This is a genomic window from Flavobacterium sp. (assembly GCF_031381455.1).
Taxonomy (GTDB): Bacteria; Bacteroidota; Bacteroidia; order Flavobacteriales; family Flavobacteriaceae; genus Flavobacterium.
On sequence record NZ_JANMXZ010000008.1, the window covers coordinates 47,027 to 70,727 of the forward strand.

Consider the following 23,701-nt stretch of genomic DNA (forward strand, 5'->3'; position numbering starts at 1 on the left):
ATTGACACCTTGTGAGTCTTTTTGACACCTTATGACACCTAGTGACACCTTATGACACCTCAAAACGCTCATTTTGATATCGTTCTTCGGGTGTTGTTCGGATATCGTTCGGGTGTTGTTCGCAAAATTGGTGGTTTTTGCGAACAACATATGGACAAAGGTGGAAGGAAAATGAAGATTTTGCTTTGTAAGAAATATTTTGTACGTTTGAATGACCTACCCTTTTATAAAACACCATGGCATTAAGTTGGAACGAAATCAAAGACCGCGCTCTTAAGTTCTCTAAAGAATGGGCTGATACTGTTAATGAAGAAGCCGATGCCAAGTCGTTTTTAGATGCTTTCTTTGATGTCTTTGGTATCTCACGAAAAAAGACCGGAACCTTTGAACACCGCGTAAAAAAAATATCGGATGCTGATGGTTATATAGATTTACTTTGGAAAGGCACTATCCTTATTGAGATGAAGAGCCGAGGCAAAAACCTTGACAAAGCTTTTGAACAAGCCAAAGAATACACCCACGGACTAAAACAAAACGAACTGCCTAAATACATACTCGTTTCTGATTTTGAAGACTTCCGCTTGTATGATACCGAAGAACAAAAGACCGTAACTTTTAAGTTAAATGAGTTAGTTCATAATGTACAAAACTTTGGTTACTTACTTGGTTACCAAAAGAAAGTGTATAAAGAACAAGACCCTGCCAATATTAAAGCGGCAGAGCTCATGGGTAAACTGCACGACCGATTAGAAGAAATTGGGTATGAAGGACATCCTTTAGAAGTGTATTTGGTTAGAATACTATTCTGCCTTTTTGCCGAAGACACCACTATTTTTGACAAACAACAGTTTCAGGATTATATAGAATACAGAACCGCCGAAGATGGAAGCGACTTAGCTGCCAAGATACAAGAACTGTTTCAGGTGTTAAACACTGACAAGGACAAACGCTTTAAAAATCTTGACGAACAGTTAAACGATTTCCCTTATGTAAATGGCAAACTGTTTGAAGAAGTATTACCTACTGCCAGTTTTGACAGCAAGATGAGACAAGCCTTGCTTGACTGTTGTTATATAGACTGGAGCAAGATATCACCGGCTATTTTTGGCTCGATGTTTCAAAGTGTTATGAATCCTAAAGAACGTAGAAATCTTGGAGCCCATTACACCAGCGAAACCAATATCCTAAAACTCATAAAGCCTTTGTTCTTAGATGACCTTTGGGCAGAGTTTGAAAGTATAAAAAGCAATAAAAACAAACTAGCCGAGTTTCATAAACGTATTAGTACCCTTAAGTTTCTTGACCCGGCTTGTGGTTGCGGAAACTTTTTAGTGATTACTTATAGAGAACTGCGCTTGTTAGAATTAGAAATCCTCCGCGCTACCTACAAATCAGGGCAAGGTGTTTTAGATGTTCGTGAGATTATGTGGTTGGATGTAGACATGATGTGCGGTATAGAGTATGAAGAATTTCCTGCTCGTATTGCCGAAGTAGCCATGTGGCTGATTGACCACCAAATGAACATGATGATAAGCAATGAGTTTGGACAGTATTTTGTGCGATTGCCGTTAAAGAAAGCTGCAAGAATAGTGCATGGTGATGCTCTAGAAACTGATTGGCAAAGTTTATTAAACCCAGTTAATTCAATTGATGTGGTTGCCTCTCATACCAATATCTATGTAGTTAATGAACCCGTTATAGAATATAAAACAGTAAATGTCCAAACTAAATCATTTCAAGTTCATAAGGAGAAAAAAGTAAATAAAAGTGAAGATATAAAGTATGATTACATAATAGGTAATCCTCCTTTTATTGGTTCTAAAATAATGACGCAAGTTCAAAGAAATCAAATAGTAAAGGAATTTGATAACAGCAAAGGCTCGGGCGTTTTAGATTATGTAACAGGCTGGTATTTAAAAGCTGCCAAATATATACATGGCACTAAAATTAAAGTAGCCTTTGTATCTACTAACTCAATTGTACAGGGAGAACAAACCAGTATTTTATGGGGTCAAATGCTCAACAAATATGGTATCAAAATACATTTTGCACACAAAACGTTTAAATGGAGTAACGAAGCCAAAGGCAACGCAGCTGTATATTGTGTGATTATTGGCTTTGCTAATTTTGACACCACTAATAAAACGCTTTTTGAATATGAAGACATCAAAGGTGAACCTCATGCTATTAAAGTAAAAAATATCAATCCATATTTAGTGGATGCTAAAGATATATTTATAGAACAAAGGTCAAACCCATTGTGCAATGTGCCTAAAATGAATTTTGGCAATATGCCTTTAGATGGTGGATATTTATTACTATCTGATGAAGAAAAAGATTTGTTTTTACAAAAAGAACCCAATGCCATTAAATACATAAAACCATTAATATCTGCCTATGAGTTTTTAAATGGTAAAAAAAGATGGTGTTTGTGGCTAATGGATTTTAAGCCGGATGACATTAAAAAATTTCCTGAGATAATAAAAAGAGTTGAACAGGTTAAAAAGTTTAGATTGGATAGTGTAGCTCCATCTACCCAAAAATTTGCCAATACACCTTATTTGTTTAGAGATACTAACAATCCTAAAACGTATATTTTAATTCCAAGCACTACTTCTGAAAATAGAAAATACATTCCGATGGGATTCTTCGATAACGAAAGTATTCCTAATAATAGTTGCCATATCGTACCAGAATCAAATCTATTTCACTTTGGTATTTTAATGTCAGAAATGCATATGGCATGGGTAAAAAATATGTGTGGTAGGTTAAAAAGTGATTATAGATATTCAAAAGATATAGTTTACAATAATTATCCTTGGCCTGAAAACCAAACAGAAAATCAGCTAAAAGCAATTGAGACTGCTGCTCAAAAAGTGTTAGATGTAAGAGCTAGTTTTCCCAATAGTACTTCTTTATCTGATATGTATCATCCAACCATGATGCCTCTTACATTAATAAAAGCCCATAACGAATTAGACAAAGCGGTAGATGCTGCCTATAGCAAACATGCCTTTACCAGCGAAGCCAAGCGAATGGAGTTTTTGTTTGAGTTGTATGAGAAATACACGGCAGATTTGTTTAGTAAAGAGAAGAAGATTAAAAAGAGATAAATATAATTATGAAAGAAGATGACAAAATTTATGTAAATAAGTTAAATACTCATGTTGACAATGCTAAATTAAGAGCAAAATATGCATTAGAAAGATTTGATATTTTAATTATTTCATTATCAAGTGGAGGTATAGCTTTATCTGCAACATTTTTTGAAAAATTTGAGGATATAGACAAATTAAATGTTTTTTGGGCTTGTATATTTTTTTCAGTTTCTTTAGTTATAAATCTTCTTTCTCAAGTCAATGGATACTATGCAAATAATTATGATATAAAATATACAGTGGAAGAAATAAGAGAAACAGAAAAGAAAGATTTTTATAAAAATTATAAAGTATATGATTGTTTTAAAAATGTATTTGATGTTCTAACCACTCTATTCAATCTAATATCCCTTTTAAGTTTTATAGTTGGAATTATATGTTTGTTACTATTTATTAATAATTTAAAATAAGAAGTTATGACTGAAGATGAAAAAAGAAAATTACAAGAGCTAAAAAGAATAACAGATCAAGCTGAAAAACAAAGACTTGAAAGAGAGAGGCAAAAAATTGAACTTAATGAGCAAATTAAGAAAGGAATAGGCTCTGATAATAGGCCGAAGAAATAATTAATATTTGACTGATTAGTTATCCCCCCGCTACCGCACGAATCCTTTCGTGTGGCATCACTAATCGCAAAACTATAAAACCAACAATGACAAACAAAACGATTCATAACATACTGACCTATTGTATTGCGGCGGTTTGGATTGCAAATGGTCTTTTTTGTAAGGTTTTGAATTTTGTTCCAAGACATGAGGAAATTGTAGAAAGAATTACAAATGTTGACAGGGCTTCTGCTGCCTATTTAACTATTTTAATCGGGATTTCAGAAATCATTATGGCACTATGGATTTTAAGTGGTTATACATCAAAACTAAATGCTATTGCGCAAATCACACTAGTAGCGACAATGAATACCCTTGAGTTTTTACTTGCCCCTGACCTATTACTTTGGGGAAAACTAAATGCAGTCTTTGCCTTTTTGTTTATGGTAGTGGTGTACTATACCGAATTTAATCTTCACAAAAAAGAACACCCATAAAGCGATGCTACAGTTTTTAAAAAATCATCCGTTTGCCGTTGAGGCGTATTTTGAAAGTTCGCTTGTTTTGACATTTGCAGTGCCAAAAGAAGCATTACAAAACCTTATCCCCGAATGTTTAGAGTTGGACACTTTTCAAGATAAATGGGCATTTGTAGCCGTGGCGATGGTGCAAACAAAAGACCTGAGACCCAAAGGATTTCCTAAGTTTATGGGCAATGACTTTTTCCTTATTGGCTATCGCGTGTTTGTACGGTACACCAATAAAGCAGGCAAACGTTTGCGTGGTTTGTATATCTTAAAATCAGAAACAGACAAAAAGAAAATGGAGTTAATGGGAAATCTGTTTACGCAGTATAACTACACCACTACAGACATCACGCAAATTGAACACCAAAACACAAAAGAAATAGTTTCCCTAAATTCAAAGTTCAAAATAACACTAGACAAAACAGAAGAAGAAATTGCTTTGCCACCACAGTCCCCTTTTGAAGATTGGAAAGAAGCAAGAAGATATGCAGGGCCTTTGCCTTTTACGTTTACCTATAACAATGAAACCAAAGAAGTTTTAATTATTGAAGGTGTCAGACAAAACTGGACACCAAATCCGGTAAAAGTACTCGATTATCATTTTGATTTTTTGAGTTCACTCCAACTGGAATCCCCAGTCTTGGCAAATGCATTTATCATTAAAAACATTCCATACTACTGGAAAAAAGGCAAAAAAGAAGTATGGAAATAAAGCGACGTAAATTTCAGGGAGTACTTAATATTTTAAGTTTTAATCGGCATTTTTATTATTTTGGTATAGCCGTTTTGGCATTACTCATCGCAAGCCATCAGCTATTTAATTGGTCTACTATAGCGTATTGGATAATCGTATTGGCTTTTCTATACGGTTTACTGATGCCTTTAGTTGTTTCGGCTTATGTTTATGATTTTTCAGGCTATTATGATTTTAACTGGTTAAAAAAAATCAATATTACAGATTCAAAAGAGAATCAATTCTTAAATATAAACGCTGGGTTTGACGAAACCAGTTTTATCATCAAAGACCGATTTCCACTAGCCGATTTAAAAGTATTCGATTTTTATAATGCAGAGCAACATACAGAACCCGCAATTATAAGAGCCCGAAAAGTGAGTTTAGTATACCCAAATACACAACAAATAAAAACTAACACTATCCCACTAGAAGACAATACCGTCGACATCATATTTCTTTTGTCGGCTGCCCACGAGATACGATCATTTGAAGAAAAAGTACAGTTTTTAACCGAATGCCATCGTTTGTGCAAACAAGATGGTACCGTAATTATGGTCGAACACTTACGTGATTTCCCAAACTTTCTGGCATTCTCAGTTGGTTTTACACACTTTTTCACTAAGAACGTTTGGAAGAAAGCATTTAAAGAAGCTGGTTTTTCGTCTTTCGAAGAAACCAAGTTTACGCCTTTTATGTCTATCTTTAACTGTCAAACTTAATTACTGGTAAATGGAAGTTCATCTAAAAATAATTGGCGTTCTATTAATTGTATTGGCTTTGGTTCACATCGTTTTTCCGAAGTATTTTAACTGGGGAGAAGAACTTAAATCATTGAGTTTAATCAACAGACAAATGATGACGGTGCATACCTTTTTTATTGCATTGACTGTGTTTCTTATGGGTGTTCTATGCTTGACATCTTCAACCGAAATACTAGAGACTAATCTTGGCAAGAAAATAGCGCTTGGTCTTGGTATATTTTGGACCGTTCGACTGTTCATTCAGTTCTTTGGATACTCTAATGAACTTTGGAAAGGAAAGAAATTTGAAACCTCAATTCATATCCTTTTTTCGTTTCTTTGGACCTATTTAAGCATAGTGTTTTTGACAGTGTGTTTCAATTGACAAAGACAATAAACAGCGCAATTTGTTGCTGCGGATGTATTTAAAAAACATAACATATAAAAGTTTCCCTCGGTGCCGCACGACTAGAGCGAAGCGACTGGCGAAGCAATCTTTTCGTGTGGTATTACTTAAGATATACTTAGTAGTTTCTATTAATGTTCAAAAAAGCTAGTAATGATTGTATTTTTATTTATGACTTAAATGCCACATGAAAGGATTCGTGCGGCAGCGGTGGGAATCGATATTCAAAATGAAACAATTCTATAACTTTTTCCTTTTTTTCTATAAGAGCCCTCGTTCTAATTTTTTTTAACTTTATAGGAGTCAAATAATGATAACGATTCACCTGCGCTCTATGTGGATTAAATCGTTTGCTCAACAAATCAAAAAGTTATGAAAAAACAATTACTTCTTCTATTATTGTTTATTGGTTCTGTCTGTTCCGCCCAGGATTGGCAGTATTTAATGGAATCCAATAACAATGTATACTATTACAAATTAAACAGCGGCACCACGGCCTGGGTTAAGGTTGTGTCGGACACGACCAATTATTATGCATCCGATGATGATATAAAGCCAACCACTATTGACGGCTATACCGTGTACCTTTATAAGTACAGCTGTTCCTCAAAAAAAATAGGCGTACTGAAAACCATCGTGTATTCCAAAGACGGTAAACCGTTAGACACTAAAAATACCGACGAGTTTTTGGCAGATATGGTGGCTGTAAAACCGAATTCCGTGGGCGAAGAAATGCTGTTCCAGTTTTGCTACGGGAAATAGAAAAGTAAACCGTAACTTTCTCATTTTAGCATGGATAAAGAATCTTTAATTCCTTTCCATGAAGCGCATTTCACTTTTACTCCTCTGCTTCTCATCCTCTGCTACCGCGCGAAAACGAAGATTCGACGAAGTCAATCATTCTATTTGGTACGTTAATGACAGGAATCCCCTCCGCTGCCGCATGAAATGCAATAAGTTATACTAAGCGAAAGACTTGTATCTTTCGCTTTTTTTGATATTCTAATCACAATTAAGCGCTCGCCTTAAAATAGTGTTCCAATACACTTGCCAAACGAATACCGGCATCCAATAACTGTGTTTTGATAATAGGATATACAGCATCTACATAGTTGTCGTCTGCCTTATTGTTTCTTACCGTATAGGCATCCTTTAGATACCCTCTCGATTGTTTTGCCCAGCCTATTATATCTATTTTTTGTACGGCTGCCAATGCCTCCGAATCGCATGTTTTGCTGTTCAGCACATCCGATAAGGTAGTTGCCTTGTATTCAATAATCTTTGAATCCCACGTAGCATGAAGGTTGGTTCCCTGGCTTCCCATAAAGTTAAGCTGTACGGTATTCCCACCCTTATCAGAAGGATACCCCACATGTAGCGGCTGGTGTAAATCGCCTATAAGATGAAATAAAATCAACATCCTTCTTTTGATTTCGTCATGCGATAAGGTTTCCTTGTGGTCGAGTTCCTTTAGAGTACGGTTTAGGATGATGACGATGTTGTCGCCTTCAGCCGGTGTGGTAGACCCTTTTTCAAAATCGATATAATGCCAGGGTTTCATAAAATCGTTGGCAGGGTCACTCTTGATCGCATCCATCCAATTACCGGCGTCTTCCATGCTCATTCCGTCAAGGTATTTCAGTACGTTCTTTTTGGTGGCTTCATCCATATAGTTAAAGGCGACTTCGGCAACGAGTTTGTGCCCTTCGTGACCCCAGGCAAATAGTTGGGTACTGCCCAAAAGCAGTACAACGGTCAGAACCGTTGTGGTGTAGAATGTATGTCTCATAAATTGTGGATTTACGAGGGTAAAAGTAACGCAATTAGCTATTGCTAAAGTTAGTATTATGTTAAAAAACTCTTGTTACCTTAATCTTTACCAACAAAAAAAGGCTGTCTCAATATAAGAGACAACCTTTGTTAAAAAAACTGGTATTGTTTAATCATTTGGTTTTGGGTCGGGAGCAAAATTAGCATGCACTAATTTCCATTTACCACTGAGCTTAACATATATCCGAGTTGACTTGGCTCTGTTGGTTTTGGTTTCGCCGTCTTTGTTTCTAGAAACCCCTGCAAAATTGTAAGTCAGTATAGCGGTGTCGCCATAAACCTGAACTTTAGGGTTTAACATTTCTCCTGCTGCAGATCGGTTAGGGTCTTTACCACCAGGTTCTGCTAATCGCATCGCCACTGCTTTTCCATCAAGACGTGTAGAATAGTCTGAATTAAATTCAGTGTAATCATCAGCAATGTTTTTAAACTGCTCAGTAAGATTACCAGGATCAGCTGCTTCTGCTGCCCATTGGGCTTTAACGATGGCAATAATTTCATCACTAACTTGTTGATTGCTGCCTTGTGCATAAGCAGTCGAAGGCATGATCGTTATGCAGCAAAGCATAAGCGATCCAAAAAGTACTTTTTTCATTTTAGTTTGGAATTCGTTGTTGCCTACTCTGTTCGGTTTTCGGCGTATCCGTAATGTTAGGATAGCATAGCTAAATTAGCTGTAGGATGGATAACGGTGTAAGGATGGGACTAATAACTATTTATTAGTTTGAGGAATACCAATTTACAAAATAAATAAATACCATTAATATAAACCGGCTTTTATTTATCATCAAACCGCTTCGACGGATCTTCTCCCTTAATTATACTATTTATAAATTCCTGTGTAAAAAAACTCTTTGGATAAAAGCACCTTCTGCCAACCTTGTTGCAAGGTATGTCTCCATTGTTACGTAGCCGTTGTAAAGTCGACTTGCTACAGCGGAGCAGTTGCTGCATATCGAGACTATCTAGTAAAACCTCTTCTGGTTTAGTGTTGTTTAGGGATTCAATGCGGGCTTCCAGCTCGGATAACTTCCCCATAATCATGATAACGTACTTTTGGTTCATAAGCTAAAGTGTTAATCAGGCTACTGGGGCTGCAGTCCGGTGGTTTCTTACATAACAACTTACAAAAGCTGTGCCTTTGAGTTTTGGTTTTCTGTAGGTTTTTTCAATCTTAAGCTAATCTTAATGGAAGAAGAAAGAAGCAAGAGAAAAGAATATAGAATAAAGAACATAGAGGTTATACTTTAAAGAGAACCGTCTACTCTGTTCTATTTTCTTTTCTCTATATTCTATGTTCTTTACTTAAAAACCTAAAGTTTTCCTATACTGCTACTAATTAGAGTACCTTTATAAAAACCCAATAAAATGAAAGAGAAAATCTTAACCTATGCCGTAATTAGCTTTGTACTATTAAACATTTGGACATTGTACTTGTTCTTTGACTATTTCACCGAAAAGGATGAGATAATGCATAGTTTGGGCTTATTCCTCAATTTTGTTTATACCGCAGTGGGGGCTGTAGTACTTGGTGGTCTCCTTTTACTCATTAGGTTGATTTTTCACTTCAGAAAAAAAGCAAACCCTTTACAAGCTAATTTCTTTTATATCCTTTGTGGTATTTTCAACTTAAACATCTTTATCATTTGGTTGATTAGTCTGTCGTTAAAAATTCTTGAACTCGGAAGTGGAAGATTACAAGTCTGTGCTTTTTTATCACTATTACTTTCTGTCGTTATCCTTTCCGATGTATACAAATCATTTCTAAAACGCTAAAAAAGGTCACACTACCCTAGCCAAACTAATTCTTTGCTCTTTCTTCTTGCTTCCCTGTCTGCAGGCAGGCAGGTTTTCTCTTTTTTCTTTCCACTTCACATAAAAATTTAACATATATACTATGCGTGCATAATAAATTTTTTGTATATTTGAACTTCCAAAGAAATCGTTATAGTAAAAAATGAAAGATAAAACCATAGATTATATCCTCCGCGCTACTTGGCAAGCCGTTGCCAGAATGTATAATGAAGAAGCTTCAAAGTTTGAAGGTTCTATGGCCATTGGATTTGCACTGTTAAGCATCGATAAAGAAGACGGAACTCCGTCAACAGCTATAAGCACCCGAATGGGAATGGAACCCACAAGTTTAACAAGAACTCTAAAAACTCTTGAAGAGAAAGGATTAATCATAAGAAAGAAAAATCCTGATGATGGTCGTGGTGTCTTAATATACTTAACCGATTTTGGAAAAGAGATGAGAGCACAATCAAAAGAAACCGTATTAAAATTCAATGACACTATCCGAAAGAATATACCGGAGGAAAAACTTCAGAATTTTATGGAAGTGGCTGATGTGATTAATGAGTTGATTGCTGAGAAGAAGATTTTTTAGAGAAAAGAAGCAAGAGACAAGAGCAAAGAATATAGAATATAGAGAATAGATTTGATTGTATAAAAATGAGGCATAATTATAAGAACTTGAAGATTTGGCAACTTGGGATTGAAATTACAAATGATATTTCAGATATCTTGTGGGAATTTCCTAAACATGAAAGATATGATTTGAGTTCACAATTGAGTAGATGTTCAGTTTCTATTCCAAGTAATATAGCTGAAGGTTCATCAAGAACTGACAAATCTTTCAGTCATTTTATTGATATTTCACTAGGCTCTTCTTTTGAATTAATTACACAACTAATAGTTGCAAAACACAGAAAATATATAAACGAAACAACTTTTAACCAATTAGAAACAAAATAGAAGAATTTCAAAGAATGACAATGTCTTTCCAAAATGGACTACAGTAGAGTCTATTATAAAAAGAACAAAGGATATAGAATAAAGAACATAGAAGTTAAACTTTAAAGAGAGTAATCTATATTCTATTCTCTATATTCTATTTTCTTTCCTTAAACAAACAACATATGAAAAGAATAATCAAAAAAGTGGCAGTAGTCGGATCCGGAATCATGGGTTCAGGCATTGCGTGTCATTTTGCTAACATCGGTTTGGAAGTGTTGCTTTTGGATATCGTTCCGAATGCTTTAACTGAAATTGAAGAAAAGAAAGGATTAACGCTTGAAAGCAAAGTCGTTCGGAATCGCATTGTGAATGAACATTTAGCTAATGTGTTGAAGTCGAACCCTTCCCCTATTTACAGTCAGAAATTCGCAAGCCGCATCACAACCGGAAACACTACGGATGACATGGCTAAAATAACCAATTATGATTGGATAATCGAAGTGGTAGTAGAACGTTTAGACATCAAAAAGTTGGTCTTTGAACAAATAGACAAATTCAGAAAACCGGGAACTTTAGTGACTTCAAATACTTCGGGTATTCCAATTAAGTTTATGAGCGAAGGTCGCAGCGAAGATTTTCAGAAGCATTTCTGTGGCACGCACTTCTTTAATCCGGCGCGTTATTTAAAACTATTCGAAATCATTCCGGGCCCACAAACTTCACAAGACGTTTTAGACTTCTTATTTGACTACGGTTCAAAATATTTGGGTAAGACTTCGGTCGTAGCCAAAGATACTCCGGCTTTTATCGGAAACCGAATCGGAATCTTCGGAATCCAGAGTTTGTTCCATTTGGTAAAAGAAATGGGATTGACCATTGAAGAAGTAGATAAGTTGACCGGACCGGTTATAGGCCGACCAAAATCGGCTACTTTCAGAACCGTTGATGTAGTGGGTTTGGATACACTGGTTCATGTAGCAAACGGTTTGTATGAAGGTTGTCCAAATGATGAAGCGCACGATTTATTCAAACTTCCGGATTTCATCAACAAAATGATGGAAAACAAATGGCTCGGAAGTAAAACAGGACAAGGTTTTTACAAAAAAGTCGATAAGGATATTTTGTCTTTGGATTTAGATACGATGGAATATCGTCCGGCAAAAAAGGCATCATTCGCAACCTTGGAACTAACAAAAACCATAGACAAACCTATTGACCGATTTAAAGTTTTAGTAAAAGGTAAAGATAAAGCAGGTGATTTTTACAGAAAGAACTTCGCTGCGATGTTTGCGTATTGCTCTAACCGTGTTCCTGAAATAACTGACGATTTCTACAAAATTGACGATGCTATGAAAGCTGGTTTCGGTTGGGAAAACGGTCCTTTTGAAATATGGGACGCCATCGGAGTTCAAAAAGGAATTGAGTTAATGGAAGCCGAAGGATTAAAACCATCAGCTTGGGTAAATGAAATGATGACTTCAGGTAATACTAGCTTTTATACTGTTAAAGAGGGAAATACGTATTACTATAACATCACAACAAAATCACAAACCAAAGTTCCAGGACAAGACAGTTTTATAATATTGAACAACATCCGCGAGAGCAAAAAAGTATGGAGCAACAGCGGTGTTGTAATTGAAAATTTAGGTGATGGAATCTTAAATTTAGAATTCCAATCCAAAATGAATACCATTGGTGCTGACGTTTTAGTCGGAATCAACAAAGCCATCGACTTGTCCGAAAAAGAATACAATGGTTTGGTTATCGGAAATCAGGGAGCCAATTTCTCTGTTGGAGCCAATATCGGTATGATATTTATGATGGCAGTGGAACAGGAATACGAAGAACTAAACATGGCAATCAAAATGTTCCAGGACACGATGATGCGTGTGCGCTACTCTTCTATTCCAGTTATTGTTGCACCTCACGGAATGACCTTAGGTGGTGGTTGCGAAATGACATTGCACGCTGATAAAGTGGTCGCTGCAGCAGAAAGTTATATCGGTTTGGTTGAGTTTGGAGTTGGAGTAATTCCGGGCGGCGGAGGTTCTAAAGAAATGGCATTACGCGCTTCTGATTTATTCCGCAAGAATGATGTTGAGTTGAATGTGTTGCAGGAATATTTCTTAGCAGTAGCTATGGCAAAAGTATCGACATCGGCGTATGAAGCCTTTGATACCGGAATCCTTCAAAAGGGAAAAGACATCATCGTAGTCAACAAAGACAGACAAATTGCCGAAGCTAAAAAACACGCATTGCTAATGGCAGAAGCCGGTTACACCCAACCTATAAAAAGAACGGATGTCAAAGTTCTGGGTAAACAAGCTTTAGGAATGTTCTTAGTTGGAACCGACCAAATGGTAGCCGGGAAATACATTTCGGAACACGATCAAAAAATTGCTAACAAGCTGGCATATGTAATGGCTGGTGGTGATTTATCAGAACCAACGTTAGTATCAGAACAATATTTACTTGATATTGAAAGAGAAGCGTTTTTGAGCTTATGCACTGAGCGCAAGACTTTGGAAAGAATTCAGTTTATGTTGACAAAAGGAAAACCACTAAGAAACTAAGTCCCGTAGGGACTACATATAGGTAGACTAAAAATAAATAAAGACAATAAAGTTCCGTAGGAACGACATAAAATAATACGATGAAAAATACAACAGCATATATAGTTTCTGCCTATCGCACAGCGGTAGGAAAAGCACCAAAAGGAGTTTTTCGTTTCAAGCGACCAGATGAATTAGCCGCAGAAACTATTGAACACATGATGGCTCAGTTCCCTGATTTCGACAAAACACGTATCGACGACGTAATGGTTGGAAACGCCATGCCCGAAGCCGAACAAGGATTAAACGTTGCCCGTTTGATTTCATTAATGGGATTAAAAGTAACTGATGTTCCGGGTGTAACTGTGAATCGTTATTGCGCTTCCGGATTGGAAACGATTGCAATGGCAACAGCCAAAATCCAAAGCGGTATGGCAGATTGTATCATAGCAGGTGGCGCCGAAAGCATGAGTTTTATTCCAATGGGAGGTTACAAACCAACTCCGGATTATGCAGTCGCAGCCGAAGGTCACGAAGATTACTATTGGGGAATGGGTCTAACTGCGGAAGCTGTCGCCAAACAATTTAACGTCTCTCGTGAAGACCAGGATGAGTTCGCTTTCAATTCACATAGAAAAGCTTTGCAAGCTCAAGCTGATGGTAAGTTTGACAAACAAATTGTTCCGATTACAATCGAGCAAACGTTCATCAATGAAAACGGGAAAAAAGAAACCAAATCCTATACTGTAACTAAAGACGAAGGACCAAGAGCCGGAACTTCTACAGAAGCTTTAGCTGGATTAAAACCAGTTTTTGCTGCTGGCGGAAGTGTAACGGCAGGCAACTCCTCTCAAATGAGTGACGGTGCTGCTTTTGTATTAGTCATGAGCGAAGACATGGTAAAAGAATTAAAACTCACTCCTATTGCGCGTATGGTCAGCTATGCCGCAGCGGGTGTTGAACCAAGAATCATGGGAATTGGTCCGGTAAAAGCCATTCCGAAAGCGTTAAAACAGGCTGGATTAACATTAAACGATATCAACTTAATTGAACTGAACGAAGCATTTGCTTCTCAAGCTTTAGCAGTTACAAGAGAATTAGGAATCAATCCGGATATTATCAATGTAAATGGTGGTGCGATTGCGTTAGGACATCCTTTAGGCTGCACTGGAGCAAAATTATCGGTACAATTATTTGACGAAATGAAACGACGTGGCGATAAATACGGAATCGTATCCATGTGTGTCGGAACTGGTCAAGGTGCTGCGGGAGTTTATGAATTGTTGTAAAAGAAAGACGGATAGATGATAGATGAATAGATAATAGACAAAAAAGGAGTATTTTAAAAGACATAATTTTAAGAAATTGAAAATTTGGCAAATGGGAATGGATTTAGCTAAACTTAGCTTAGACCTTACTGATACTTTTCCGGTTTCTGAAAAATATGGTTTAAAAAGTCAAATGGATAGATGTTCAATCTCAATACCTTCTAATATTGCTGAAGGTTCAAGTAGAACAAATAAATCATTTTGCCATTTTTTAGATATTTCTCTGGGTTCATCATTTGAGTTACACACTCAACTACTATTGGCTCATCATAGAAAATATTTATCTGCCGAAGACACAAATCAAATTGAAACAAAGATTGAAGAATTTCAAAAAGCAACAATGTCATTTCAAAATACATTAAATAACTAATTATTAATATTTAGGCGTCTATTATCTATTCGTCTATTATCTATCATCTTAAAAAAAATAAAAAAATGAGCGATATAACTAGAGGAGGACAATTCCTCGTAAAAGAAACAAAATGTGAAGACATCTTTACTCCAGAGGATTTCTCGGAAGAGCAAATCATGATGCGTGACAGCGTTAAAGAATTTGTTGACAAAGAAATATGGCCTTTCAAAAATCGCTTTGAAGCTAAAGATTACGCTTTCACCGAAGAAGTGATGAAGAAAGCGGGCGACATGGGATTCCTCAGCGTTGCCGTTCCTGAAGCTTATGGCGGAATGGGAATGGGATTCGTGGACACTTGCTTGGTTTGTGACTATATTTCAGGAGCAACAGGTTCGTTTTCGACTGCCTTTGGTGCACATACCGGAATCGGAACGATGCCAATTACTTTATACGGAACCGAAGAACAAAAACAAAAATACGTACCTAAATTAGCTTCTGGAGAATGGTTTGGAGCGTATTGCCTTACTGAACCTGGTGCTGGTTCTGATGCTAACTCCGGAAAAACAAAAGCTGTGCTTTCAGCTGATGGAAAATCATACAGTATTACAGGTGGAAAAATGTGGATTTCAAACGCAGGTTTCTGCTCAGTATTCATAGTGTTTGCCCGAATTGAAGATGATAAAAACATTACCGGTTTCATCATAGAAAATGATCCAAGCAACGGAATTACTATGAACGAAGAAGAACATAAATTAGGAATTCGCGCTTCTTCAACGCGTCAGGTTTTCTTTGCTGACACTAAAGTTCCTGTAGAAAATATGTTGGCTGGTCGTGGTGAAGGTTTCAAAATTGCAATGAATGCTTTGAATGTTGGTCGTATCAAATTGGCTGCCGCTTGTTTGGATGCCCAACGTCGTGTAACTTCCAATGCAGTGAATTATGCTAATGAAAGAATACAGTTTAATGTTCCGATTTCGAGTTTTGGAGCCATCCGTTATAAATTAGCCGAAATGGCGACTTCGGCCTATGCCGGTGAAAGTGCAACGTATCGTGCTGCCAAAGACATTGAAACACGCATCAAATTACGTGAAGCTGAAGGCACTTCACACCAAGAAGCCGAACTAAAAGGCGTAGAAGAATTTGCTATTGAATGTTCGATTTTGAAAGTAGCGGTTTCAGAAGATGTTCAAAACTGTGCTGATGAAGGGATTCAGATTTATGGTGGAATGGGATTCTCAGAAGACACTCCAATGGAAAGTGCGTGGCGTGATGCGCGTATCGCTCGTATTTATGAAGGGACGAACGAAATCAACAGAATGTTATCGGTGGGAATGCTAATCAAAAAAGCAATGAAAGGCCATATTGATTTGCTTGGACCAGCATCAAAAGTACAGGAAGAATTAATGGGTATTCCATCATTTGACACACCTGATTACTCCGAATTATTCTCTGAAGAAAAAGAACTTATCGGAAAATTGAAAAAAGCATTTCTTATGGTTGCTGGTGGTGCCGTTCAAAAATACGGACCTGATTTAGATTCACACCAACAATTATTAACCGCCGCTGCCGATATTTTAATCGAAATCTACATGGCCGAAAGTACCATTTTGCGCACAGAGAAGTTAGCTAAAAAAGAAGGCGAAGCCAACGTGAAAGAGCAAATCGCCATGGCGAAATTATACTTATATAAAGCCGTAGATGTAGTTACCCAAAAAGGAAAAGAAAGCATTATCTCTTTTGCTGAAGGTGATGAGCAACGCATGATGCTAATGGGATTACGCCGTTTTACAAAATACACCAACATGCCAAACATCGTTGGTTTAAGAGAAACTATTACTACCAAGTTAGTGGCGGAAAATAGTTATTGTTTTTAGTTTAAAGTTAAGTTAATTGTTTGGGAAGACCAGCTGTTAAATCAGTTGGTCTTTTTTTGTACATTAGCGCAACAAGAAAAATCACCTCCTGATTCTAATGCTTTTCTTTATTATGAAACAAACTATTCTATTGACCTCGCTCCTCTTTATCGCTTTTGGAACAAAAACTATTGCTCAAACAACTGTGAAAAACGCAGAGTTGAACCAGCTATTTGAAAACTATTATCAAGACAGATTAAAGCTCTATCCTTTATCAGCGACAGCTGCCGGAGATGATAGGTATAATGACCAATTGTATAACGATGGTTCGCAGGAATTCCTGAAGATGACACATGAGCTCTATTCTAAATACCTCAGCGCACTCAATAGATTCAAACTGCAAACGCTAAATACTGATGATAGAATATCATATTTAATCTTAAGAGAGATGCTCAAAAGAGAATTGGATGCAGAGCAATTTCATAGAGAAAAAATGCCTTTTGCACAGTTCTACTCGCTTCCACTCACTATGGGACAATTAGGAAATGGTAAAGGAAATCAACCCTTTAAAACCGTTAAAGACTATGACAATTGGTTAAAACGTATTGACAAGTTTACGGTTTATACCGATACTACTATTGCTAATTTCCGCAAAGGAATGAAAGATGGCATGGTATTACCCAAAGCATTAGTAGTAAAAATGGTGCCTCAAATGGAAAGCTTAGCGCAATCCGACGAAACTAAAAGCATCTTTTATGGACCAATACAAAATTTCCCTGCTACTTTTTCAGCCGAAGATAAGGAAAGGTTAACAGCTGCTTATAAAGAAGCTATCAACACTAAACTTATTCCTTGTTATAAAAAACTGGCAAATTTCTTTGGTGGCGATTATCTTAATGCTGCCCGAACTACTAGTGGTATTAATGTTTTGCCAAATGGGGATGCAATGTATCAAAATTACATCAACTACTTTACCACAACAAAAGTGACAGCAGCAGAAGTTCACCAAACGGGATTAAATGAAGTGCAACGCATTACTACCGAAATGGAAGCACTGAAAAGCAAAATGGGTTTCAAAGGCACACTTAAAGAACTCTTTGCCTATATGCAAACCGACCAGAAGTTTATGCCTTATAAAACCGCGCAAGAAGTATTAGACGCTAACAATGCGGTGTTGAGCAAAATCAATCCGTATCTAAGTAAGTATTTTAGTGTAGCACCAAAAACACCTTTCGAGATTAGAGAAGTAGAAGCTTTTAGAGCCGCAGCTGCTGCACCTCAATATAATGCTAGTTCGGCTGATGGAAAACGTCCTGGTATTTATTACATTCCGATAGTGGATGCTACAAAAGTAAATACAACCAACTTTGCACTGGAGGCCACTTTTATTCATGAAGCTATTCCTGGCCATCATTATCAGATTTCTTTAATGCAGGAAAACAAATCATTACCGATGTTTAGACGCTTTGCTTCTTTCCCTGTTTTTTCTGAAGGTTGGGCGCTCTATGTAGAGTCATTAGGTGATGAATTAGGATGTTATATGGATCCTTATCAAAAAATGGGAGCTTATGGCAATGAAATTCACCGAGCTATTCGATTAGTGGTGGATACCGGATTACATACCGGAGAGATGACACGCGAAGAAGCTATCAAATATATGATGGATAACGAAGCTATAGCCGAAAAAACAGCAACCGCAGAAATTGAGCGTTATATGGCTATGCCAGGACAAGCTTTAGCCTATAAAACAGGGGAATTAAAAATCAAAGAACTACGTGATAAATACAAAATGAGATTAGGTGCTAAGTTTAGCCTGAGAGCTTTTCATGATGCATTATTGCAAGGCGGAAGTATGCCACTAAGTATTTTGGAACTTTATATGGAAGATTGGGCAAAAATGCAATAATCCTCAGAAATAGAATTTATATGAAAAAGCTATTCGTTTATACGTGTGGCTTTTTTATTCTTATATTTAGCGTGAAATATACAAAATCAACTTCTCAATGAATAAAAGAATATCCTTTTTACTCGCGCTTTCATTTATTTCCTTTAACATAACAGCTCAAGAGGAAAGCAAAGAACCAAAAGAACCAAAATGGGATGTTGCCAAACCGGGTGACAGCTTTAACTACAAAAAACAAAATTTTACTACTACAGAAGGTACTTGGATGAACCTTGATGTTAGTCCCGATGGGAAAACTATAATATTTGATATGCTGGGTGATATCTATAGCATGCCTATTGCTGGAGGAAAAGCCACTGTGATTCGTTCCGGAATTCCGTTTGAAATACAGCCGCGCTTTAGTCCGGATGGTAAACATATTTCGTTTACCAGTGATGCTGGTGGTGGCGATAATATTTGGGTTATGAAAGCCGATGGTACTGATGCCAAACAAGTAACCAAAGAAGATTTTAGATTGGTAAACAATGCTTGTTGGATGCCTGATGGAAATTATTTAGTAGCCAAAAAACACTTTACCTCACAACGTTCTTTAGGTGCAGGTGAAATGTGGCAATACCATATTTCGGGTGGTAGTGGAGTACAATTAACAAAGCGTAAAAATGACCAACAGGATGTGAATGAACCAGTAATTTCTCCGGACGGAAAATACATGTACTACAGCGAAGATGTTTATCCTGGTGGTTTCTTTCAATACAATAAAGATCCAAATAGTGAAATCTTTGTTATCTACCGCTATGATTTTGAAACCGGAAAAACAGACCGGGTAACTGGTGGTCCCGGAGGTGCAGCGCGTCCTCAGATTTCTCATGATGGTAAACTGTTGGCTTTTGTAAAACGAGTACGCACAACAACGGTTTTATATCTACATGATTTAGAAACAGGAGAAGAATGGCCAGTCTATGATAAACTGGATAAAGACCAACAAACCGCTTGGACACTATTTGGTGTTTATCCCAACTTTAGTTGGATGCCCAGCAATGATGCTATCGTGTTTTGGGCTGCTGGGCATATTCAAAAGATTGACATTAAAACCTTAGCGGTTACGCCTATTCCTTTTACAATAGATGTTGCTATCGATGTTGCTGACAGAGTGCATTTTGATACCCGAATTTCAGATGAAGATTTTACCGTAAAAATGATACGCGACGCTGTGACTTCCCCTGATGGAAAAACAGTAGTCTTCAGAGCATTGGGCTATTTGTGGACAAAGGCGTTACCAAACGGAACTCCGAAACGATTAACTACAGGAACCGACTTTGAAGCGGAACCAACATTTTCGGCAAACGGAAAAGAAATATTTTATGTAACGTGGAATGATGCTAACCTTGGCGCTATTAGAAAAGTAGGTGTCGATGGAAAAAATCCAGTAAAACTAACTACCGAAAAAGGTATTTTTAGAACACCGAATCTTTCGCCTGATGGTAAAATGATAACCTATCTTAAAGAAGATGGTAACATTGATCAAGGCTTTGCTTTTTGCAAAAAACCTGGTATTTATACTATGAATGCTACAGGTGGAAATGTAAAATTTGTTTCTGCCAGTGGCGAATATCCTGTGTTTACCAAAGACAGCAAACGTATTTTCTCCCAAACAGGTGGTGTCTTTTTTGGCGATTTAACTAAAGAACTAAAAAGTGTTGACCTTAACGGAAAAGACGAACGCAGTCATATCAAATCAAAATATGCCAATCGTTTAGTACCCAGCCCAAATAATCAATGGATCGCTTTTACGCTATTGCACAAAGGTTATGTGGCACCATTAAATATCAACGGTCAAACAGTTGATTTGGATGATAAATCTACAGCAGTCCCTGTTTCTCAATTGACAAAAGATGCGGGTATCAGTTTGCATTGGTCACCTGACAGTAAAAATATGATGTATACACTTGGAGAAACTTATTATAACTCTGCTTTGAAAGACCGTTTTACCTTTTTGGAAGGTTCACCAGTTAAAGTTGATCAACCAAAAGATGCCGGAATCAAAATTGGCTTAACATCTAAAACAGATAAACCAAAAGGACGCATTGCATTAACTAACGCACTTATCATCACCATGGAAGGTGATAAAGTTATCGAAAAAGGAACGCTAATCATCAACCAAAATCGTATTGAAGCTATTGGTAAAACAGGAGAAGTAGCAGTTCCGGCAGATGCTCGTGTGTATGATATGACTAATAAAACCTTGATGCCCGGAATGGTTGATGCACACGCGCATGTAGGCGCCTTCCGATACGGTTTGACTACACAGCAAAACTGGCAGTTTTATGCAAATTTGGCATTTGGCGTGACCACTTCGCATGATCCATCCTCTAATACAGAATCAATTTTTACACTTTCAGAAATGGTAAAAAGCGGTGCTTTGGTTGGTCCAAGAGTTTTCTCAACTGGTTATATTTTATATGGTGCTGATGGCGATTTTAAAGCTGTGATTAACAAACTGGATGATGCTCGTTCTTCAATTAAACGTACCAAAGCGTTTGGTGCACTATCGGTTAAAAGTTATAACCAACCACGCCGTGAACAACGGCAACAAGTATTACAAGCTGCACGCGAAGAAGGCATTAATGTTGTGCCTGAAGGTGGTTCTACCTTTTTTACTAACATGAGTATGGTCATTGACGGCCACACTGGAATTGAACACAATATTCCGATCACACCTGTTTATAAAGATGTTTTAGAATTGTGGGGCAAAAGCAGTGTTGGTTATACGCCTACTCTTATTGTTAACTACGGTGGTTTGAATGCCGAATACTATTGGTATCAAAAAACCAATGTTTGGGAAAACAAAAAACTATTGCAATTCACACCAAGAGGTATCATTGATTCTCGTTCGCGTTACCGTATTATGGCTCCGGAAGAAGATTATCAAAACGACCATATTTTGACTTCAAAAACGGCAAAAACATTAGCCGATAGCGGCGTAAAAGTAAATATGGGTGCTCACGGACAATTGCAAGGCATGGGAGCGCAATGGGAATTGTGGAGCATTAATCAAGGTGGCATGAGTAATATAGAAACCTTGAAAACGGCAACTATTAACGCTGCTAATTATATTGGTGCCGGTAAAGACATCGGTTCACTGGAAGTAGGCAAATTAGCCGATGTTTTAGTATTAGACAAAAATCCATTGGACAACATACAAAACTCAAATACCATTATTTATACTATTGCCAACGGAAGAATGTATGATACCGAAACAATGAATGAAGTAGGCAACGAACCTAAAAAACGCGGCAACTTCTATTGGGAGAATTCAAAATACAATGCGGCTTTTCCTTGGCATGAAGAAAGCGATAGCTTTATGCACCAACATTGTTGTGGTGCAATTCATGAGAAAAATTAAAATTCTATTATATAAAAATCTCTTGTTTAGGCAAGGGATTTTTATTTCCGATAAATTCATAATCTGTAATTGGCTATATTTGCCCAACTAAATCGATATAGTTTTATGGAAGAATGCATCTCCGTATTTGATATGCTTAAAATTGGTGTTGGACCATCAAGTTCACACACACTTGGTCCATGGCGTGCCGCAGAACGTTTTTTATCCGAATTACAAACAGAAAATATACTCGATAAAGTAACTCGTGTCAAAGTTGATTTGTATGGGTCGCTTTCCTTAACGGGAAAAGGTCATGCTACCGATTTGGCGATTATGCTTGGACTTAGCGGACAAGATCCTGAGTATATTCCTGTTCAAGACATTGACGGAATTATCAAAAATATCGAGAATAAAAACGAAATCAATTTAGCCAATAAAATAGTTATTCCATTCTATTTTCTGCAGGATATTGTTTTCAATAAAAACTTCCTTCCTTTTCATGCAAACGGTCTATTATTTACAGCTTATTTAGAAGATGAGACTGAATATGCCTCTACCTTCTACTCCATCGGTGGCGGATTTGTGGTGAAAGAAGAACGTATAAATGCTAAAAAGAAATTAGCCATCAAATGTGCATTTCCGTTTCAAATCCAAAATGCGGATGAGTTACTACAATATACAATTACACAAAACAAATCGATTTCTGAAATCGTGTACGAGAATGAAAAATCAATGCGTTCAGAAGCAGAAATTCATCACGAATTAATGCGCATTTGGAAAACGATGCTTGAATGCATGTATATTGGTTGCCACTCGGAAGGTATTTTACCCGGAGGTTTAAATGTAAGACGACGCGCTTTTGATATGCATCAAGGACTTATTGGTTTAGCCAATTATAACAATCCACAAGAATGGTTAGAAACCATTCGACAGACCGAAGTTAAATTCCGCCAAATATTAAAATGGGTTTCTTGTTTTGCTTTGGCCACGAATGAAGTAAATGCCGCTTTAGGTAGAGTCGTAACCGCACCAACCAATGGAAGCGCTGGAGTAATTCCATCCGTTTTGATGTATTATTTAGTTATCGAAAATCATCAAGCAGGCGAAAAAGAAATCAAACAATTCCTTATGGTCGCCGGAGAAATAGGAAGCATCTTCAAAAAAGGATCAACTATTTCCGCAGCAATGGGTGGCTGTCAAGCCGAAATCGGAGTATCATCAGCGATGGCAGCAGCAGCTTTGTGTGAAGTGATGGGTGGAACTCCAGACCAAGTATTGATGGCAGCAGAAATTGCAATGGAACATCATCTCGGATTAACCTGTGACCCAATTGGTGGTTTGGTTCAGATTCCGTGTATTGAGCGCAATACTATGGGAGCAATCAAAGCAATTCATGCCGCAGAACTTGCTATGGAAACCGATGCTAAAAATGCTAAAGTTCCGTTAGATAAAGTAATCGAAACCATGTGGAAGACTGCCAAAGACATGAACTCAAAATATAAAGAAACTTCCGAAGGAGGCTTAGCAGTAGCGGTAAATATGGCAGATTGTTAATGTAATTTTATAATTTTTTGTGATAATTATATAAAGGTTTTACGCAATAAAACTTCCATCTTTGAAGTGAATAAGAGTAAAACAAACCTACTTGTT

At 37.1% G+C, this 23,701-nt stretch carries 21 protein-coding genes; 18 read left to right on the forward strand and 3 right to left on the reverse strand.

Annotated elements, in window-relative coordinates:
- Positions 1 to 236: 236 nt before the first annotated feature.
- The 8 genes from RMN97_RS01860 to RMN97_RS01895 all read left to right on the forward strand — a co-directional run bounded on the left by RMN97_RS01860 (position 237) and on the right by RMN97_RS01895 (position 6,874).
- Positions 237 to 3,113 carry a DNA methyltransferase gene (locus RMN97_RS01860; RefSeq protein WP_309612823.1) on the forward strand — a complete coding sequence of 959 codons (2,877 nt, stop codon included), beginning with the start codon at positions 237 to 239 and terminating at the stop codon, positions 3,111 to 3,113.
- Between the two features lie 8 nt (positions 3,114 to 3,121).
- Positions 3,122 to 3,568 carry a hypothetical protein gene (locus RMN97_RS01865; RefSeq protein WP_309612824.1) on the forward strand — a complete coding sequence of 149 codons (447 nt, stop codon included), beginning with the start codon at positions 3,122 to 3,124 and terminating at the stop codon, positions 3,566 to 3,568.
- A gap of 6 nt (positions 3,569 to 3,574) precedes the next feature.
- Complete coding sequence (locus RMN97_RS01870; RefSeq protein WP_309612825.1) at positions 3,575 to 3,724, forward strand: hypothetical protein; 150 nt, start codon at positions 3,575 to 3,577, stop codon at positions 3,722 to 3,724.
- 86 nt (positions 3,725 to 3,810) lie between these two features.
- A complete protein-coding gene (locus tag RMN97_RS01875; RefSeq protein WP_309612826.1) occupies positions 3,811 to 4,200 on the forward strand; it encodes a DoxX-like family protein in 390 nt (129 codons plus the stop codon).
- Between the two features lie 4 nt (positions 4,201 to 4,204).
- Positions 4,205 to 4,942, forward strand: coding sequence for a DUF2071 domain-containing protein (locus tag RMN97_RS01880; RefSeq protein WP_309612827.1), 738 nt, complete (start codon positions 4,205 to 4,207; stop codon positions 4,940 to 4,942).
- Positions 4,933 to 5,685, forward strand: a complete 753-nt coding sequence (locus RMN97_RS01885) for a methyltransferase domain-containing protein (protein ID WP_309612828.1) — start codon at positions 4,933 to 4,935, stop codon at positions 5,683 to 5,685. The genes RMN97_RS01880 and RMN97_RS01885 overlap by 10 nt, the downstream gene beginning before the upstream one ends.
- A gap of 10 nt (positions 5,686 to 5,695) precedes the next feature.
- The gene (locus tag RMN97_RS01890; RefSeq protein WP_309612829.1) at positions 5,696 to 6,091 is read left to right on the forward strand and encodes a hypothetical protein; all 396 of its coding nucleotides are present in this window, start codon (positions 5,696 to 5,698) and stop codon (positions 6,089 to 6,091) included.
- Positions 6,092 to 6,484: 393 nt separating this feature from the next.
- Positions 6,485 to 6,874, forward strand: coding sequence for a surface-adhesin E family protein (locus RMN97_RS01895; protein ID WP_309612830.1), 390 nt, complete (start codon positions 6,485 to 6,487; stop codon positions 6,872 to 6,874).
- Positions 6,875 to 7,124: 250 nt separating this feature from the next.
- Here the strand turns inward: RMN97_RS01895 and RMN97_RS01900 are convergent, their stop codons facing one another.
- The 3 genes from RMN97_RS01900 to RMN97_RS12880 form a co-directional block, all read right to left on the reverse strand.
- Positions 7,125 to 7,901 (reverse strand): S1/P1 nuclease, encoded by a 777-nt coding sequence (locus RMN97_RS01900; RefSeq protein ID WP_309612831.1) that lies wholly within the window; start codon positions 7,899 to 7,901, stop codon positions 7,125 to 7,127.
- A 150-nt stretch (positions 7,902 to 8,051) separates the two neighbouring features.
- Positions 8,052 to 8,537: a nuclear transport factor 2 family protein gene (locus RMN97_RS01905; RefSeq protein ID WP_309612832.1), complete on the reverse strand. Its 486-nt coding sequence runs from the start codon at positions 8,535 to 8,537 to the stop codon at positions 8,052 to 8,054.
- A 182-nt stretch (positions 8,538 to 8,719) separates the two neighbouring features.
- Positions 8,720 to 9,007: a helix-turn-helix domain-containing protein gene (locus RMN97_RS12880; RefSeq protein ID WP_409024868.1), complete on the reverse strand. Its 288-nt coding sequence runs from the start codon at positions 9,005 to 9,007 to the stop codon at positions 8,720 to 8,722.
- A 303-nt stretch (positions 9,008 to 9,310) separates the two neighbouring features.
- On the opposite strand from RMN97_RS12880, the gene RMN97_RS01910 reads away from it, so the two are divergent.
- From RMN97_RS01910 to RMN97_RS01955, 10 genes are all read left to right on the forward strand, one after another.
- Positions 9,311 to 9,718 (forward strand): hypothetical protein, encoded by a 408-nt coding sequence (locus tag RMN97_RS01910; protein ID WP_309612833.1) that lies wholly within the window; start codon positions 9,311 to 9,313, stop codon positions 9,716 to 9,718.
- Between the two features lie 181 nt (positions 9,719 to 9,899).
- Positions 9,900 to 10,331, forward strand: a complete 432-nt coding sequence (locus tag RMN97_RS01915; RefSeq protein WP_309612834.1) for a MarR family transcriptional regulator — start codon at positions 9,900 to 9,902, stop codon at positions 10,329 to 10,331.
- A 65-nt stretch (positions 10,332 to 10,396) separates the two neighbouring features.
- Complete coding sequence (locus RMN97_RS01920) at positions 10,397 to 10,699, forward strand: four helix bundle protein (RefSeq protein WP_409024869.1); 303 nt, start codon at positions 10,397 to 10,399, stop codon at positions 10,697 to 10,699.
- A 164-nt stretch (positions 10,700 to 10,863) separates the two neighbouring features.
- Positions 10,864 to 13,254 (forward strand): 3-hydroxyacyl-CoA dehydrogenase/enoyl-CoA hydratase family protein, encoded by a 2,391-nt coding sequence (locus RMN97_RS01925; protein ID WP_309612835.1) that lies wholly within the window; start codon positions 10,864 to 10,866, stop codon positions 13,252 to 13,254.
- An 80-nt stretch (positions 13,255 to 13,334) separates the two neighbouring features.
- Positions 13,335 to 14,522, forward strand: a complete 1,188-nt coding sequence (locus RMN97_RS01930) for an acetyl-CoA C-acyltransferase (RefSeq protein ID WP_309612836.1) — start codon at positions 13,335 to 13,337, stop codon at positions 14,520 to 14,522.
- 76 nt (positions 14,523 to 14,598) lie between these two features.
- Entirely contained in the window at positions 14,599 to 14,931 is a 333-nt protein-coding gene (locus RMN97_RS01935; RefSeq protein WP_309612837.1) for a four helix bundle protein, read from the forward strand.
- A gap of 65 nt (positions 14,932 to 14,996) precedes the next feature.
- Complete coding sequence (locus RMN97_RS01940; RefSeq protein ID WP_309612838.1) at positions 14,997 to 16,787, forward strand: acyl-CoA dehydrogenase family protein; 1,791 nt, start codon at positions 14,997 to 14,999, stop codon at positions 16,785 to 16,787.
- Positions 16,788 to 16,899: 112 nt separating this feature from the next.
- The gene (locus RMN97_RS01945; RefSeq protein WP_309612839.1) at positions 16,900 to 18,672 is read left to right on the forward strand and encodes a DUF885 domain-containing protein; all 1,773 of its coding nucleotides are present in this window, start codon (positions 16,900 to 16,902) and stop codon (positions 18,670 to 18,672) included.
- A gap of 97 nt (positions 18,673 to 18,769) precedes the next feature.
- Positions 18,770 to 22,072 carry an amidohydrolase family protein gene (locus RMN97_RS01950; protein WP_309612840.1) on the forward strand — a complete coding sequence of 1,101 codons (3,303 nt, stop codon included), beginning with the start codon at positions 18,770 to 18,772 and terminating at the stop codon, positions 22,070 to 22,072.
- Between the two features lie 105 nt (positions 22,073 to 22,177).
- Positions 22,178 to 23,605 carry an L-serine ammonia-lyase gene (locus RMN97_RS01955; RefSeq protein WP_309612841.1) on the forward strand — a complete coding sequence of 476 codons (1,428 nt, stop codon included), beginning with the start codon at positions 22,178 to 22,180 and terminating at the stop codon, positions 23,603 to 23,605.
- Positions 23,606 to 23,701 lie beyond the last annotated feature (96 nt).

Bases quoted from the DNA above. Each gene is read 5' to 3' on its own strand.
- RMN97_RS01880 (WP_309612827.1), top strand. From the start codon at position 4,205: ATGCTACAGTTTTTAAAAAATCATCCGTTTGCCGTTGAGGCGTATTTT.
- RMN97_RS01905 (WP_309612832.1), bottom strand. From the start codon at position 8,537: ATGAAAAAAGTACTTTTTGGATCGCTTATGCTTTGCTGCATAACGATC.
- RMN97_RS01955 (WP_309612841.1), top strand. From the start codon at position 22,178: ATGGAAGAATGCATCTCCGTATTTGATATGCTTAAAATTGGTGTTGGA.
- RMN97_RS01885 (WP_309612828.1), top strand. From the start codon at position 4,933: ATGGAAATAAAGCGACGTAAATTTCAGGGAGTACTTAATATTTTAAGT.
- RMN97_RS01915 (WP_309612834.1), top strand. From the start codon at position 9,900: ATGAAAGATAAAACCATAGATTATATCCTCCGCGCTACTTGGCAAGCC.
- RMN97_RS01870 (WP_309612825.1), top strand. From the start codon at position 3,575: ATGACTGAAGATGAAAAAAGAAAATTACAAGAGCTAAAAAGAATAACA.
- RMN97_RS01900 (WP_309612831.1), bottom strand. From the start codon at position 7,901: ATGAGACATACATTCTACACCACAACGGTTCTGACCGTTGTACTGCTT.
- RMN97_RS01950 (WP_309612840.1), top strand. From the start codon at position 18,770: ATGAATAAAAGAATATCCTTTTTACTCGCGCTTTCATTTATTTCCTTT.
- RMN97_RS01875 (WP_309612826.1), top strand. From the start codon at position 3,811: ATGACAAACAAAACGATTCATAACATACTGACCTATTGTATTGCGGCG.
- RMN97_RS12880 (WP_409024868.1), bottom strand. From the start codon at position 9,007: ATGAACCAAAAGTACGTTATCATGATTATGGGGAAGTTATCCGAGCTG.
- RMN97_RS01930 (WP_309612836.1), top strand. From the start codon at position 13,335: ATGAAAAATACAACAGCATATATAGTTTCTGCCTATCGCACAGCGGTA.
- RMN97_RS01895 (WP_309612830.1), top strand. From the start codon at position 6,485: ATGAAAAAACAATTACTTCTTCTATTATTGTTTATTGGTTCTGTCTGT.
- RMN97_RS01940 (WP_309612838.1), top strand. From the start codon at position 14,997: ATGAGCGATATAACTAGAGGAGGACAATTCCTCGTAAAAGAAACAAAA.
- RMN97_RS01865 (WP_309612824.1), top strand. From the start codon at position 3,122: ATGAAAGAAGATGACAAAATTTATGTAAATAAGTTAAATACTCATGTT.
- RMN97_RS01910 (WP_309612833.1), top strand. From the start codon at position 9,311: ATGAAAGAGAAAATCTTAACCTATGCCGTAATTAGCTTTGTACTATTA.
- RMN97_RS01860 (WP_309612823.1), top strand. From the start codon at position 237: ATGGCATTAAGTTGGAACGAAATCAAAGACCGCGCTCTTAAGTTCTCT.
- RMN97_RS01890 (WP_309612829.1), top strand. From the start codon at position 5,696: ATGGAAGTTCATCTAAAAATAATTGGCGTTCTATTAATTGTATTGGCT.
- RMN97_RS01945 (WP_309612839.1), top strand. From the start codon at position 16,900: ATGAAACAAACTATTCTATTGACCTCGCTCCTCTTTATCGCTTTTGGA.
- RMN97_RS01920 (WP_409024869.1), top strand. From the start codon at position 10,397: ATGAGGCATAATTATAAGAACTTGAAGATTTGGCAACTTGGGATTGAA.
- RMN97_RS01925 (WP_309612835.1), top strand. From the start codon at position 10,864: ATGAAAAGAATAATCAAAAAAGTGGCAGTAGTCGGATCCGGAATCATG.